This is a genomic window from Vibrio hannami, from assembly GCF_029589055.1.
Classification (GTDB): domain Bacteria; phylum Pseudomonadota; class Gammaproteobacteria; order Enterobacterales; family Vibrionaceae; genus Vibrio; species Vibrio hannami.
The window spans coordinates 1,319,364-1,334,300 of sequence record NZ_JARQZP010000007.1; the positions used below are offsets into that span (position 1 = coordinate 1,319,364).

Consider the following 14,937-nt stretch of genomic DNA (forward strand, 5'->3'; position numbering starts at 1 on the left):
TATTGATTTCCTGACTAGTCACATGCTGCTAACTCACCGCTATCTGCTGCATACTTCATCGCAAAATCGGCGATATCAGGTGCAATTTCCTGGAATTTATCACTCTTCAGAAACTCTGCAGATTCAGGGTGCTTTTTACTGAATTTTTTAATAAAGCGCTTAGCATCTTTTTTAAAGTAGCGTTTCCACTCTACCTTCAGATGTTGAGCTGCAAACTCCTGGCCGTTATAGCCAAACATTGGTTTCAAATACTCAAGATAGTACTCCTGCCCTTTCGAAGCATCAGCCTGAGCTCCGAGGGAAAATAGTGCAACCATAAGTCCTAATATCAGTTTTCTCATAACATTAACCTCTTGTTTTAAATCTAATAAATTCTACTTATCTACTTCTTCTTTACCTGTTAGCATTGCTTTCATATGGCTGCTTAATTTTTCTCCCAACGTGATCAGGTACAGATGCGTAATTAGAAATGCAATAACGATATAGGCGCATAGTGTATGAATAGCGGCAACGAGCCCAATATGGTTGATGTACCCCGTTTCTCTCAGCTCCGGATAGAAAAAGAAAATTAACCCGGTAACTATCTGTAAGGGAACCACTACAAACACAACACCAAGGTAAGCCAGTTTCTGTAAAGGGTTAAACTTATTCTCAGGTGTCATATGGTGCGGGTGTTTTTCGCCCACAAATACGCCATATGAGTAATATCTCAATACACCATCAAGGCCCTTCGTCGTTGGCACATATTGCTTCCAATCACCGGTTGTTAATATCCAGGTAAAAATAAGCACCACCAAAGCAAACCAGATAAAACCAGCAACGTGGTGATAGTGAGAACTGTGGCCGAAATTGAACACCTTAATCAGTCCATGCAGTTCTAACCCAGTAACAATAAGTGTGAGAACCAGTAACGCTTGTGCCCAGTGCCAGAAACGTTCAAAGCGTTTAAAAATAAGTACTGTTTTATTCATTGATTTATCCCCGCACCCCTATTTCTGTTCAGCCTTGCGGCGACGAATGGTGATTGTTCTGATAAAGGCATGAACGATAACTGCGGCCAAAGCACCGAATATCATTAAACCTCCAAGAATTTCAACGATGGTATAACGGTCACGTCCCACCAGATAGAAATCATTCAAACCTTCTAAACGACTTTGCTGGCTGTGGCACTGACCACACTTCACCGCTTCTTTAGCAGGAGCAACCATATGTTTAATCGGCCAATAACCATTAGTTTCGATAAACCCATACTGACCACTGTAATCGACGTGGTTCAGCTCGGCTCCTGCCTGTAGAGCTTTAGCCCAGTCTAGCTCTGTCCATAAAGCGCCGGTTCCCTTACGACCATACAGTTTGATAGGTAGCATGTGATTTTGCTCGGTATCATATGGCTGTTTACCCCGGTGAATTTTGAACGGCCAGATCTTTGCCTCCGGATCCTTGTAATCACCGGTTGGCGGGTTAACGTCTATAGGAGCCGTATTCGGATCAAACGTGTCAAGATACGTCATTTGCTTCAGTTCGCCTTTGTACCAGCGGTATTCCGGTACAACATTTTTGCCCCAGGTAAACGTACCTTTTTTGCTGGTGTAGGCTATGTTCTCTACCCCATCAAACATCTCGTTGATCACATAAGGTTTACCGTCTTTCTTCTGCCCGGCGGTTGACCAGTCCCAGGAAAGCTTCGTCAGATATGGACCACGGGCCATTTCAGGAATATGGCAGGAAGCACAGGCTACTTTTGCGGTGTGGTTATCGATGTCACGATCATTATGTGGCGTAGCGCTATGGCACGACTCACAGGACACATTGTTACCCTCACGTTCAGGGCGCCCCATGTTTAGGTCATGGTCGATAAAGGCTTTTCGATCGTTATAACGACCCGAGATTTTGTGCTCGTTGGCGGTATGACAATCCTGACATGAGAAGTCCAGCTTTTCCGGGCTCATGTGAACATCAAGTTCAAAATCCGGGTTAACCAGAGACATATCTGTGTCGCCGTGTTTTACCCCATTACCACCACCACCGTTGGCGTGGCATGCCAGGCAGTTATCTCTTTCAGGAACGCCAACATGTTGGGCTACATAAGCAAGATCTACCGCCTTCTGTACTACTTCACCGTTAACGATCTTGTCTTCATAAAAAGGATGACCAGAAGAGGCTGAAGATTTTTTGTAAGTTCCGGTAGTGTCATGACATACCAGACAGTCAACGTTCTCTTCTTCTTCAAGATCGAAGTCTTCATTGCGCCAGCCATATCCTACGTGACATTGAGTACAACTCTCATTACCTTTCGCAGAGACACAATAGTTGTTAAAGCCATTTTGTGCTTTACCAACCATCACGCCATCAACCTCTTTAGCCCACGTCCAATGGAAAGTAGAATGAATTTGCTTTGCAGCTTCTGTGTGACATTCAAGACATGCAGCGGTTACATCCGGAGCATAATCGAATTCGTCATCCAGTACGTCAAATGTTGAATGATCTGCAGTGCTCGCAATCGATGAGGGCTGACGCTCATGTGTCTCCACTTCCTGTCCGCCGGCATAGGCCTGCCAACATGTGAGGGTGACAATCAACCCGACAACCAGTGTGATTATTTTTTTCATTGTTCTATCGCCCTAATACTAAAAACTTTGCCGTTTTAACGTTATCCGCACGCCATATTAGCAATACCTAACACAACAATTACTTATTTAACACTTACTAATATACAAGATAAATCCATATAAATCTCATGGTTAAGGATAGAACAGATAAAACCTTCAGGCTGGATCACAGTAAATATTTGGCTTTTGTCAAGACATTTATTGATCTAAAACAATATTGAAATATATTTGCATATATAACAGCACATTAACTGACAAAAATAACCATAAAGTATTAGCTAAAACTCCCTTGATTTGATCACATTTTTCATGAAACAAGGCGGGGTTTCTTTCAAGATTTGGAGCTAAGGCAGAGGAGTGTTTCTGCTATTTGAGCTTTTGTACATGACTCACTTATGCACAAAAAAGGGAACCCTGTTTAAGAGTTCCCTTACCTGAGTACAACGAATTATCATTTATCCCATCAGGGCATCTGTTGCATTTAATCCGTATATAACCAACAGACCAATCAAGCCAGTCATCACCAGGTAATAGAATGTAGGAATAACTGTTTTACGAAGTGTTGCCCCTTCCCTACCTAGTAGTCCTACCGTTGCTGATGCCGCCACCACATTGTGAATAGCAACCATGTTACCTGCGGCCGCTCCCACTGCTTGCAGGGCAATAACGACTGTTGTTGAAACGCTCAATGTTTGTGCGACTTCAAACTGGAACTGGCTGAACATCATATTAGAAACGGTATTCGAACCGGCGATAAATGCGCCTAACGCTCCTATAGTCGCGCTCAGCATCGGGAATGCCTGGCCAACAATTCCTGATACAAAATTTGCTGTTGTTACAGGCATACTCGCCAAATCAGCGGCATTGACGCCAGAGTTGATGAAGATTCGTACCATAGGGATGGTAAACACCAACACAAACCCAGCCCCGATTAGTGTCTTACTTGACTCGCCGAACGCCTCAGAAAGTGGTTTTGCACTCTTTGAGTGGAATAGTGCAGCAAGAATCGCAACAAACACCAGAATCCCACCCGGAAGATATAACGGTTGAATTGCAGTACTTACACCTGTTTCCCCCAGGATATTGCTAAAGCTCAGACTTACGCTCTTTAACATGCCTTTGAACTCCGGGCTCACTCGGCTTGCGACCAGTACTACTGCCAAAGCAACATATGGTGCCCAGGCAACAGCCATGCTCATAGGCTTATCTTGTTTCTCTTTGATATCGATCTTAAGCGAACCCAGCCACTCTGCTGGCCACTTATCCTCGCTTTCAAAGTCCCACTTCGACTTGGGTACTAAAAATCCACGCTTTGCAGCACTAACGACTACAGCCAGGCCCACTAGCCCACCAATCAGTGAAGGAAACTCAGCGCCAAGGAAAACACCTGTTAATGCATACGGCACGGTAAACGCGACACCGGCAAAAAGTGCGAACGGAAGGATATCCAAACCTTCAGTCCAGCTTTTATTTTTGCCAAAGAAGCGAGTAAGCATCATCGCCATCAACACTGGCATCAGAGTACCGACACAAGCATGTATTAATGCAACGCTTGATGTTATTTGCTGTAAATAGATATCCCAACTCGCGCCACCAGCATTCAGAGTTTCGCTAATATTGTGTACATCTAGTCCTTTGTTTACACCGACAATAATAGGCGTACCTACAGCACCAAATGATACTGGCGTTGACTGAATCATCATCCCCATTAGAACAGCGGCCAAAGCAGGGAAGCCAATGGCAACTAAAAGTGGTGCCGCGATTGCTGCAGGAGTACCGAATCCAGAAGCTCCTTCAATAAAGGAACCAAAACACCAGGCAATAATGATTGCCTGAACACGGCGGTCAGACGAGATGTCAGTAAACCCGTTTCTTATTGTCGTGATTGCACCAGTGTGTTTGAGAGTGTTGAGCAAAAAAATTGCCCCAAATACGATCCAGAGAACAGATACGGTGATACCTAATCCCTGAAAAACTGAGGCTAAGACTCGCGTAACAGACATATCCCAGAAAACAAGTGCGATAATAACGGTGATACCAAACGCAACAGGCATCGCTTTTTTCGCTGGCCAGTTCAGGCCAACCAGTAGTATTGCAGCCACCACTATCGGTGAAAATGCAATTAAGGCTAAGAGTGATTCATTCATATAGGGTTCCTTTAAGTTCTAACTTGCATTTTTGTTGTATTGTTTTTGTTAATGCGAAGTAACAATAACCCAATTCATTGTGAGGATTTAGAGAGATAATGAAAAAGATTTGTTCCTAAAATGAACTAATCTTTGTTCATTTGAACAACCTTAAGTATTAATCAAAAATATAAATCAATCATACAAATCATAGATACAGCAAATTAATTAGCCAAGTATCAATTAGTTAAGATTTATCTAGAAGTGCAGAGACTTAACTATCGCTAGTCTACTACCCAATAAACCAGAGTTAAGAAAGATTCGTATAAATAGAAAATAGAACGTAAAAAATGTGAAATGAACAACATCAATGTTAATAACAGTCATAACAGAGAACTGAAGTTCTATTAAGGAAACAAAAAAAGCACCGCCATTTCTGGTCAGTGCTCAGTATCAATTACTGGGGGCTTTAGCGTATTAACAGTAATTTTGCCTTAACACCCTTTTGAAATCGTTAACTGACAAAATCGGCATATCATGGATACGCAATTTGCCTTCATCCAGTTCAATTTCAGTGTTCTCCACCAATCCTTCAAAATCATTAATGGGTATACCATTATTCTCTGCACTTAAAGATATACTCATGCATTCGCCTTCCGGTGCAAATTCAAAGTCTGCTGAACGTACGCTAAGACCGATTAGGTTCGGCTCGTTAACTTCAAGCGTGATATGGTTAACTGACGGGGTAATAGCGGCTCCGGGGAAAGCCTTGTTAAAAATAGCTTCAATCTTTTTTTCGACATTATTCATTATGTTCTCCATGTCCTTCGCATACTACATAAGGGGGACAGTTTCATCGTAATGAAAATGTAAAGATTGAACGTGATCCAGTTTACATATTTAAATTTCAAGCAATAAAAGAAACCATTAGCTCAACATATTCACCTGACGAATATCTAAATAACATGAAATACCGAACTTAGTATTGCATTTATCAAGCAGCTTCAATCATACTTGGCCTATTCAAATCGAACATAAATTAAACTTTCAGGAGTTCAATATGGCAGAGAAGGCTCTTCCCTCTAGCGAAACACTGGTCCAAGCTTTTGGTGGCCAGAACAATATATCAAAAATCGACGCGTGCCTGACTCGCTTACGGATTACTGTGAATGACTTCGAAGCTGTTAAGCAGGACGCGTTAAAGGAGCTTGGCGCTATTGGTATCGTAAATGCAGATGGTGTCGTTCAGGCTATCTTTGGCAAGGACTCAGATACCCTACGCGAAGGCATGCAAGAGTGGGTTCAGTCTCACCCAGAAGCTGGTATTGCTGGCGAGTTAGTTTTTGCATTTGGTGGTAAAGAAAATATAGAGAAGGTAGACGCCTGCCTGACACGCCTGCGAATTTCAGTAACAGATACAGAAAAAGTCGCGCAGGACAAATTAAAAGAACTTGGCGCTCTTGGCGTGGTTGTTATAAACCAGAATGTTCAAGCTATTTTTGGTAAGCAGTCGGACAATCTAAAACAGGAAATGAGCCGCATCATCAGCGCATAATTGGGTCTGCTAATACAACTCGAGCTGTAAACACTAAGCGACCTTAACATGCCTTTCTCCGTCTTAAGGTCGCTATCTCCTATTAAATCCCATAATCCCAACCTTCATCGACAGGACAATTCCACTCTTTAGGAACAGACCAACCGTTAATCCACAAAGGTACTTCATGAGCTGCCATAGGTTTTGCAATTCCATATCCCTGCGCATAACGGTAACCCATTTTCTTCAACTCTATTCCATGCTCTACTGTTTCTAACCCTTCGGCAATGGGTTTGATATTGAATGCCTGAGATAACGCCAGTATACCTTCCAGTATCGAACGATCTTCCTCATCTTCAAGCATATCAATGACAAAACTACGATCGACTTTCAGCATGTTGATAGGTAGTTGCTTCAGATAAGTCAGAGATGAAAATCCAGTGCCAAAGTCATCCAACGCAAACGAAATTCCCAGCTCCTGACATTCAAGGATAACGGTCGCGACTGCACCTAGATTCTCCAGAGCTTGAGTTTCCAGGATCTCTAACTCTAGTAACGATGGAGAGACGTCGGGATATTCAGCAAGCTCTTGCTTCAGTACCTGGGCTAGGTTCTGCTGATTGAAATAGATATGGCTAATATTGATACTTACCGGAATACTCAGCCCACTACGCAACCAGTTTTTTATCTGTCGAAGAGCTTCACCGATTACCCAGTCATCGATATCGATCATCAGGCTATGTTTTTCTATATCGGGCAAAAAGGCGGCCGGTGGCAACAGCCCTTTCTCTGGATGCTCCCAACGGATCAGTGCTTCAACGCCCACAACGTGACCTGTTTCTAAATCGACTTTGGGTTGATAGAACAACCTGAACTCATTTCTATCAATGGCCTTCCCGACCTCTTTAATTAACAGTTCTTGTTTTTGAACCACCTGTTCGAGATCAGAATTAAAGAAATGGTACCGATTCCGCCCTGAGTTCTTAGCGGTATACATCGCCTGGTCTGCCTGTCTAAGTAGGTGATCCGCTTCGATTTCATCTTCCTGAGGAAAGCGGGTAATTCCAATGCTGCCCGATACAGACACAACCACACCATCTACACTCATGGGCTCAGAAATCACACTTAATATTCTCTGCGTTATTTCTAGATCATCTTCAGGTTTGCCTGAGTTAATCAGTAGAATGATGAACTCATCTCCCCCAAGCCTGGCTGCAGTATCATTCTCCCGAATCACCTGTTGAAGCCGTGAAGTCACAACTTTAAGCAACCGATCTCCAAAAATATGGCCGTAAGTATCATTTATTTGTTTAAAGCCATCCAGATCCATATAAAGCACAGAGATTATGCTGTTTTGTCTAATTGCATGTTTCATCGCCTGCGATAGACGGTCTGAAAACAGAACCCTGTTTGGTAGTCCGGTTAGCTGATCATAATGTGCGATCTTCTTCAGTTGCTTTTCGTGTTCTTTTTGTTCAGTAATATCGACCGAGACGCTACATAAAGCGTACGTGTTACCTTTGTCATCTACGAGTGGAATTTTTGTACTCTGTAAAATTTGCCTTCCGTTCTCTAGCCAAAGGTTCTCTTCACCCTTGTACAGTATCTGACTTTCAATAACCGCATTATCCGTTCGCTCACGCTGCTCTGATACATCTTCATCAAACAACTCTTTGTCCGATTTTGATGTAATGCTATTGATTGACGAAGGAAACAATGAATACATCAGCTTATTAGCAAACAAATAGCGCCCTTTCGCATCTTTCATGTATACAAAAGCATCTATGTTGTCGAGAATTTTTCTCAAGCGACTTTCACTGGCAGAGAGTGTTTTTGCAAAACGCGCTTTCGCGCGGTTTTGGTGAACCAGAATGATAATAATCAACATCATCAGAGACATGATAACTATGATACCTAGAAGCTCTTTCCAATACTTCTGAAACATTGTTTCTTTACTGTATCGGATCTCTGCCCCTTCAGGCAGTTGAGAAACCTCAATACCAAACCTATCGAGAACACGTTTATCGGCTACAACCACGTTGGGGCTCTTATCCAAAATGGGAATATCGATGGCCTTTACCCCCGAGAAAAGTTGCTTTGCTTTTATTGCTGCTTGCTTCGCCTGCTCTCTATGACTGATAACTACACCGCCGAGTACGCCATCTCCCATGCCATGTTCAAAAGGGTGGAAAATCGGAGCAAGGCTGTTATTCACGATGATTTCAAGTGAGCTCTCAAAGGAATAACTCTCACTGTATTTATCACGATAGGCAGACAGCAGTATAATAGCGCTCTCTTTAGGTACTCCCTTTATCGCTGTAATAAAATCCGGCCAACTTATGTCGGCAAGGTTAATTACTTTGAAGGGTACTCCGGGAAACTGTTCTTTGAGTTTTAGAGTGGACTCCAGATCGGATCGGCCTGACGATGTACCATCCGAGACAATATAAATCGAACGTATATCCTGCTTTATTTGAAGGGCGAGTTCGATCGTTTCTCTTATAGATACAGCTTCAACAACCCCCGTTGCTAACGTATTACTCCCCATTAAACGAGCGAGCTTAATGTTGTTTAAACCAAGGAAAACAAATGGGGTATCCGGAAGCAGCGTTTCGCCATTATCCAACATAAAGTGCAGCGCATTATCATCCGCTGTGATCACGACATCATATGGTTCACGGTTGAGCAATTTATACGAGATATTAGCTTGAAAAAGCTGGCGACTGGTTTCATCGTGTAACCGTTTTGAATCCATGAACTCGACTTCAATCTCAGGCGGGTTATCACCAAACTCAGCAAGTAAACCATCCATCACTTTGGACGATGTTGGAAATGTAGGGTGATAAGAGATGAGTAGGAGAACTCTTTTTGCAGAGAAATCCATTTGGCTATTTGCATAAGCTACACAAGAAAAGAAAAAACTTGGGAAGATTAAAAAAAGTGTTATCAGCTTACGCACCGTATTCCTCTAAATGCCGTTGTCTACTAAAAAAGAGTAGCCACGATTGACGATTTATCAAATTTAGCACTTAAAAAATAACAACTTATTCCTATCGTTATATCGATAATGTAAGGCGCCCCGGATTACTCTTCTCTATTTCTTTTAAAGCGACCCCGTCTAACTGCACATTCGCGAACCAGAAAGGTTTATGCTTTTCAACAAACGCATTACTTCTTTGCATCAGATCGTAGATGGAGTATGCCCTTGCCTGACCAAGGGCAACAGCATGGACGCTGCGCTCAAGGATTGGAACATCGTCTAAGTCCTCCATTAATGCCATCCTCAAATGGGCTACCCGCTGATCCCACTCTATATGCTCAACAATATTTCTGGTGAGTTTTTTTTCGAGTTTGTATATCGCACGGGGTAAAACAGACATCGTTGGTTTCACTTCGGAGCAGGCAAAGTACTCATCCATCTCTTCTTTCTCTCGATAGTTTTGCATCACTTCAACCAGAGAATCTTCGAAGATCTGGTTGAAGTAATTGACCACTGAAAATATCGCAATGCTTCTTATCACACCAAGAAATATTCCTTCATCAGGCTCCTTGTAACCAGCTGCATGCAACCGCATTCGAGTGACATTCGCCGTCACCACCATATGCTGCCAAAGTTTGGGGGCAATCAGCTTAGTATTATTATCCGCCCACCTGAGTAACGGCCTGGCCATTAATACAGGAAACAACTTACGACAGTTATCTATTCCAATCATTCCTATCGCGACTTTCGGGTCATTAGTGTACTTTGGCGACTTCCCTAGTGCTTCACAGAATTTCGCGGTACCAACAAGCTCAAGAACCGCTCCCCTCAAAGAATGACTTAATGTTGTTAAGCTGCCTAACTTTGAAAAATTTAACGATGCAGAGTAAGCGAAAGAAGCAAAATGACCAAAATCAGGAAATCCCCATAGAAGCTTAGGAACCTCCATGTCGGATAATCTGTCTACAAGCATTTTTTCTGTAGTAATGGCTACGCGTGTGACTACTTTATCAAGCACCTGCTGTCTCTCTTCCACCTGAGCTTGACGTTCCATCACCCGCTGTTTCTCGCATTGCAGCAAAATCCTTTGATTTTCGGTTACTCTTTCATGCTCTTCAAAAATCACAGAATCACAATACTTGCCTTGCAGACTCAGAACACTATCGACATCATCCTGATCAACCAGATACTTCATACTCACTAACCAGGTCGCAAATCTTTCGTTAGTCTTAGATGTGATTTTTCTGGCAACCTCTTCTGCCTGAGCGTTGTATCTTTTACTACTGAACAAAGCTGCTTTTGTGCGAACTGAACTCAACTTTACTTCTCTCGCTTATATCATTGACTACTAAATTTAATCATAGCCTATATATCTGACTTCCCGGGAAGAACTTGCTGAAAATATTTATGCAAAGTTGACAAATAATTTGTTAATTCAATATGTTATTTTTGTGGTTTATAACTCGGGTTTTTCGTTTGACGCAGAACATTCACCATTTTTTTAGGCCATCGTACCGAAAAATACTTGAACAGCGTCACGAAATCGATTACAAATTACCCGTTAGGTTTGGTATAACTAGGGATACAAAATGATTAAAAAGCGCTTTTTCAAAACCAAAGATGAAGTAGAAGTTACTTTTGAATGGCCTCAAGGAGACGAAAGCAGTGTAGCTATCGCTGGCGATTTCAATGAGTGGAACGCACAGCCAATGAAGCTAAACAAAAAGAACAAAGCTTTCTCTTTTAAAACAAGACTTCCAAAAGAAGGCAGCTTCCAGTTCCGCTATCTTATCGACGGTGAAACCTGGGAGAATGATCATGCCGCAGACGCTTATGTTGCGAATGAACATGGAAGTGACAATAGCTTAGTTAGTACTGTTACTGAATAAGCGACGCGCTAGTAAACTATTTCAGAAGCGAGCCAAACAGCTCGCTTTTTTTAGTGCCAACATTAATTACCCACAAAGCAAAAGACCCCAGCATTTCTGCTAGGGTCTTTTTGAATCTGGAGCGACACACGAGGTTCGAACTCGTGACCTCAACCTTGGCAAGGTTGCGCTCTACCAACTGAGCTAGTGTCGCAAATGGAGGCGCGTCCCGGAGTCGAACCGAGGTCCACGGATTTGCAATCCGCTGCATAGCCACTCTGCCAACGCGCCTTCATACTTCCTGAAGAACTGTGTTCCTCTTGAGTACGGGAAGGCATTTTACGGATTCACCGGAATGAGTCAACACAATTTTTCGTTTTTTGTATCGTTTGACTACTAATCACTCAAAAGCGATGAATTTGTTCAATTTTCTAGCGATTTAAGTACATAAAATCACAAGTTAACTTCAATGAACGATTTCTCTCTCCCTTGCGGGCTATCTGCAAAAAACAAAAAAGCGGACATTTTGCCCGCTTTCGTTTAATCACTTAGGATAATTCAATTATTGGTGTTCATCATCAAGAAGATCATCCTTGGCTGCAGCCAGGTACTGGAACATAGACCAGTATGTCAGGAAGGTAGCAATATATAGGGCAGCGTAACCAACCCAGATCATCCAATCGTCGTAACGCCAGATCAGCACCAGAAGTGCAAACATCTGCGACATTGTTTTCACCTTGCCTATCCATGAAACGGCAACACTGGAGCGTTTGCCAATCTCAGCCATCCACTCACGCAATGCAGATATGATGATTTCACGAGCGATCATGGTCAGAGCAGGAATAGTAATCCAGATAGAGGCGTAATGCTCGGTGATCAGAATCAAAGCTGTCGCCACCATGACTTTGTCTGCAACCGGGTCCAGGAACGCTCCAAAGCGAGAGGTCTGGCCAAGTTTTCTGGCTAACATGCCATCAAAGTAATCGGTCACGCCTGCAATAAAAAAGACTAGAGCAGAAGCAAAAGGAGCCCAGCTATATGGTAAATAAAAAGTCACCACGAAGACAGGAATCAGTATAAGTCTCAGAAGAGTTAGAATATTTGGTATGGTAAAACGCATATTTATAGCTCGGGGCTTCGTTATTTTCAGTGCAGTTCAATGGTGCGCCAATTTCACTATTGTTTCAATGCCTGATGTATCTTTTCTGCCAGTGAAACGCTAATTCCTGGTATTTTGCTTATATCTTCGACACTCGCTCGCTTTAGCTCCTGTAGCCCACCCATATACTTCAGAAGGGCTTGCCTACGCTTAGGACCGATACCCTCAATGCCTTCCAGCGGACTAGTGCGTCTCGCCTTTCCTCTTTTGGCTCGGTGACCAGCAATAGCGTGATCGTGGCTTTCATCGCGGATATGTTGAATGAGGTGCAATGCAGGCGCATCACTTGGAAGGTTGAACTCCTCTCCATCTGTTGTTATCAAGGTTTCCAATCCCGGCTTTCGGGTGACACCTTTGGCAATACCGATAAGCCGAGGACGCTTAGGCCAATCGTCCCAGTGCTGAGAGATAATTTCGTAAGCCCGGTTTAGTTGTCCCTTACCACCATCGATAAAGATAATGTCAGGAATTTTATCTACATCAAGCTGCTTGCTGTAACGACGTTCCAATACCTGCCCCATAGCAGCATAATCATCACCCCCGGTAATACCGGTAATGTTATAGCGGCGGTACTCTTGCTTAACAGGTCCTTCCTGATTAAACACCACACAAGAGGCAATGGTATTTTCACCCATAGTATGACTGATATCAAAACACTCCATGCGCCGGATCGATTCCATACCCAGCTCTTCCTGCAGTGCATTGAATCGCTGGTTTATCGTCATCTTGTGATTAATTTTGGTGGTTATCGCGGTTAAGGCATTGGTATTTGCCAGTTTAAGATACCGGCCACGAGAGCCCACAGGGTTGGTATGAAATTGAACTTTCCTACCAGCCAGTTGCGTCAGAGCCTCCTGGAGAGGAGCTGTATCTTCAAAAAGCCCGCCGTTTAGAATTAATCTGCTAGGAATTGTCCTGGCTTCGTTGTGCCCCAGATAATATTGGCTTAGGAAGCTATAGAAGACCTCTTGCTGCTCGGTATTATTCGGGATTTTAGGGAAATGGCTTCGGCTACCGAGTATTTTGCCATGGCGAATCATCAGGATATGGATACAGGCGATGCCATTTTCCTGCGAAAAACCCAACACATCCATATCATCCATACTGTCTTCAGACACAAACTGCTGCTCCTGAACACGACGGATTGCCTGAATCTGATCTCTGAACTTTGCCGCATCTTCAAAGCGCAGTTCACGACTTGCCGTTTCCATACGTTCTACAAGCTGGCTCACTACCTGACTGTCTTTACCTTGCAAAAACAGCCGTACCAAATCAACCAGCTCTTTATATTCTTCATCACTAATCACCGAGGAGACACATGGTGCAGCGCAGCGTCCAATCTGATACATCAAACAGGGACGCGTGCGATTACTGTAAACCGTATCTTCACACTGACGTACCGGAAAGATTTTCTGGATTAAATGTAAGGTTTCCCGGACTGCCCCCGAGTCAGGATAGGGACCAAAGTATTCACCCTTACGCTTTTTTGCCCCTCGGTGCATAGAGAGCCTTGGGTGGCGGTGCCCACTAACAAAAATGTAGGGGTAAGATTTATCATCCCGAAGCAGTACATTATATTTCGGCAGATATTGCTTTATATAATTGTGTTCAAGGATCAGCGCTTCAGTTTCGGTATGAGTGACAGTAACATCGATTTTATTGATATGAGAAACCAGAGCTCTGGTTTTCTCACTATCGACGTTTTTTCGAAAATAGCTGGATAACCTTTTCTTAAGGTCTTTTGCTTTACCGACATAAATAATATCAGCTTCGGCGTTATACATTCTGTACACGCCGGGCTGATTAGTAACCGTCTTTAAGAAGGCAGATGAATCGAAAGCAGTTGGCACAGTTTACAGTGACTCTGTATCAATCATCCCATGGCGGATCGCCAGGTGGGTTAACTCAACATCACCATTGATATCAAGTTTACTGAACAATCTGTAACGGTAGCTGTTTACCGTTTTCGGACTTAAGTTCAATTGTTCGGAAATATCAGTAACGCGCTGACCTTTAGTAATCATTAACATGATCTGAAGTTCACGTTCAGACAGATCCTTAAACGGGTTTTCAGATGAAGATGAGAATTGGCTCAACGCCATCTGTTGCGCTATCTCTGGCGAGATATAACGCTGTCCACTATTTACAACCCGAATAGCATTAACCATTTCATCCGGCCCCGCTCCTTTTGTCAGGTACCCGGATGCCCCCGCTTGCATCACCTTAGTAGGAAACGGGTTCTCTGTATGGATAGTCAACACAATAATTTTTACATCTGGATTAAACCGTAAAATTTTCTTGGTTGCTTCTAAACCGCCAATACCTGGCATGTTCATATCCATAAGAATGACATCGACATGGTTATTGCGACACCATTTTATAGCTTCTTCACCGCTGTCAGCTTCCCCTGCTACGTTCATTCCACGGACGTCTTCAATAATACGTCGTATCCCTGTGCGAACCAGCTCGTGATCATCTACAAGGAAAACATTAATCAAACTTGTATCTCCACACAACTAACATTGGTCCTGTTCCACCCGGTTTCGGGCAAACACAACATTCCAATACTAACCCATTTTTCTATAAAAAACTGTAGAACAATATGCTCAAACACTCAAACTTAAGCAAAAGTCCTAATATTGTTCAGATAGATAGCTGATA

11 protein-coding genes, 2 tRNA genes and 2 pseudogenes are annotated in these 14,937 nt (G+C 43.0%); 3 read left to right on the plus strand and 12 right to left on the minus strand.

Annotated elements, in window-relative coordinates; translation table 11 throughout:
- Positions 1-14 precede the first annotated feature (14 nt).
- The 5 genes from P7F88_RS20450 to P7F88_RS20470 form a co-directional block, all read right to left on the minus strand.
- A complete protein-coding gene (locus P7F88_RS20450; protein ID WP_277827791.1) occupies positions 15-341 on the minus strand; it encodes a hypothetical protein in 327 nt (108 codons plus the stop codon).
- A gap of 33 nt (positions 342-374) precedes the next feature.
- Positions 375-971 carry a cytochrome b/b6 domain-containing protein gene (locus P7F88_RS20455; RefSeq protein ID WP_277827793.1) on the minus strand — a complete coding sequence of 199 codons (597 nt, stop codon included), beginning with the start codon at positions 969-971 and terminating at the stop codon, positions 375-377.
- Between the two features lie 18 nt (positions 972-989).
- Entirely contained in the window at positions 990-2,609 is a 1,620-nt protein-coding gene (locus P7F88_RS20460) for a tetrathionate reductase family octaheme c-type cytochrome (protein ID WP_277827795.1), read from the minus strand.
- A gap of 455 nt (positions 2,610-3,064) precedes the next feature.
- The gene (locus P7F88_RS20465; RefSeq protein WP_277827797.1) at positions 3,065-4,756 is read right to left on the minus strand and encodes an L-lactate permease; all 1,692 of its coding nucleotides are present in this window, start codon (positions 4,754-4,756) and stop codon (positions 3,065-3,067) included.
- A gap of 456 nt (positions 4,757-5,212) precedes the next feature.
- Positions 5,213-5,545 (minus strand): hypothetical protein, encoded by a 333-nt coding sequence (locus P7F88_RS20470; RefSeq protein WP_277827799.1) that lies wholly within the window; start codon positions 5,543-5,545, stop codon positions 5,213-5,215.
- 250 nt (positions 5,546-5,795) lie between these two features.
- On the opposite strand from P7F88_RS20470, the pseudogene P7F88_RS20475 reads away from it, so the two are divergent.
- Both P7F88_RS20475 and P7F88_RS20480 read left to right on the plus strand, forming a co-directional pair.
- Positions 5,796-5,984 (plus strand): annotated as a pseudogene (locus tag P7F88_RS20475) (PTS sugar transporter subunit IIB); the annotation flags it as partial.
- Between the two features lie 75 nt (positions 5,985-6,059).
- Positions 6,060-6,290 (plus strand): annotated as a pseudogene (locus tag P7F88_RS20480) (glucose PTS transporter subunit EIIB); the annotation flags it as partial.
- 82 nt (positions 6,291-6,372) lie between these two features.
- Here P7F88_RS20480 and P7F88_RS20485 read toward each other — a convergent pair.
- Positions 6,373-9,153 carry an EAL domain-containing protein gene (locus tag P7F88_RS20485; protein WP_277827801.1) on the minus strand — a complete coding sequence of 927 codons (2,781 nt, stop codon included), beginning with the start codon at positions 9,151-9,153 and terminating at the stop codon, positions 6,373-6,375.
- A gap of 172 nt (positions 9,154-9,325) precedes the next feature.
- The gene (locus P7F88_RS20490) at positions 9,326-10,567 is read right to left on the minus strand and encodes an HDOD domain-containing protein (protein ID WP_277827803.1); all 1,242 of its coding nucleotides are present in this window, start codon (positions 10,565-10,567) and stop codon (positions 9,326-9,328) included.
- Positions 10,568-10,838: 271 nt separating this feature from the next.
- Here P7F88_RS20490 and P7F88_RS20495 point away from each other — a divergent pair, with 271 nt between their 5' ends.
- A complete protein-coding gene (locus P7F88_RS20495) occupies positions 10,839-11,138 on the plus strand; it encodes an isoamylase early set domain-containing protein (protein ID WP_277827805.1) in 300 nt (99 codons plus the stop codon).
- Between the two features lie 117 nt (positions 11,139-11,255).
- On the opposite strand, the gene P7F88_RS20500 is transcribed toward P7F88_RS20495, so the two are convergent.
- From P7F88_RS20500 to uvrY, 5 genes are all read right to left on the minus strand, one after another.
- A tRNA-Gly gene (locus P7F88_RS20500) sits at positions 11,256-11,331 on the minus strand.
- Between the two features lie 3 nt (positions 11,332-11,334).
- Positions 11,335-11,408, minus strand: a tRNA-Cys gene (locus P7F88_RS20505).
- 271 nt (positions 11,409-11,679) lie between these two features.
- Positions 11,680-12,237 carry a CDP-diacylglycerol--glycerol-3-phosphate 3-phosphatidyltransferase gene (pgsA, locus tag P7F88_RS20510; RefSeq protein ID WP_277827807.1) on the minus strand — a complete coding sequence of 186 codons (558 nt, stop codon included), beginning with the start codon at positions 12,235-12,237 and terminating at the stop codon, positions 11,680-11,682.
- Between the two features lie 56 nt (positions 12,238-12,293).
- The gene (uvrC, locus tag P7F88_RS20515; RefSeq protein ID WP_277827809.1) at positions 12,294-14,126 is read right to left on the minus strand and encodes an excinuclease ABC subunit UvrC; all 1,833 of its coding nucleotides are present in this window, start codon (positions 14,124-14,126) and stop codon (positions 12,294-12,296) included.
- Positions 14,127-14,129: 3 nt separating this feature from the next.
- Positions 14,130-14,774 (minus strand): UvrY/SirA/GacA family response regulator transcription factor, encoded by a 645-nt coding sequence (uvrY, locus tag P7F88_RS20520; protein WP_277827811.1) that lies wholly within the window; start codon positions 14,772-14,774, stop codon positions 14,130-14,132.
- Positions 14,775-14,937 lie beyond the last annotated feature (163 nt).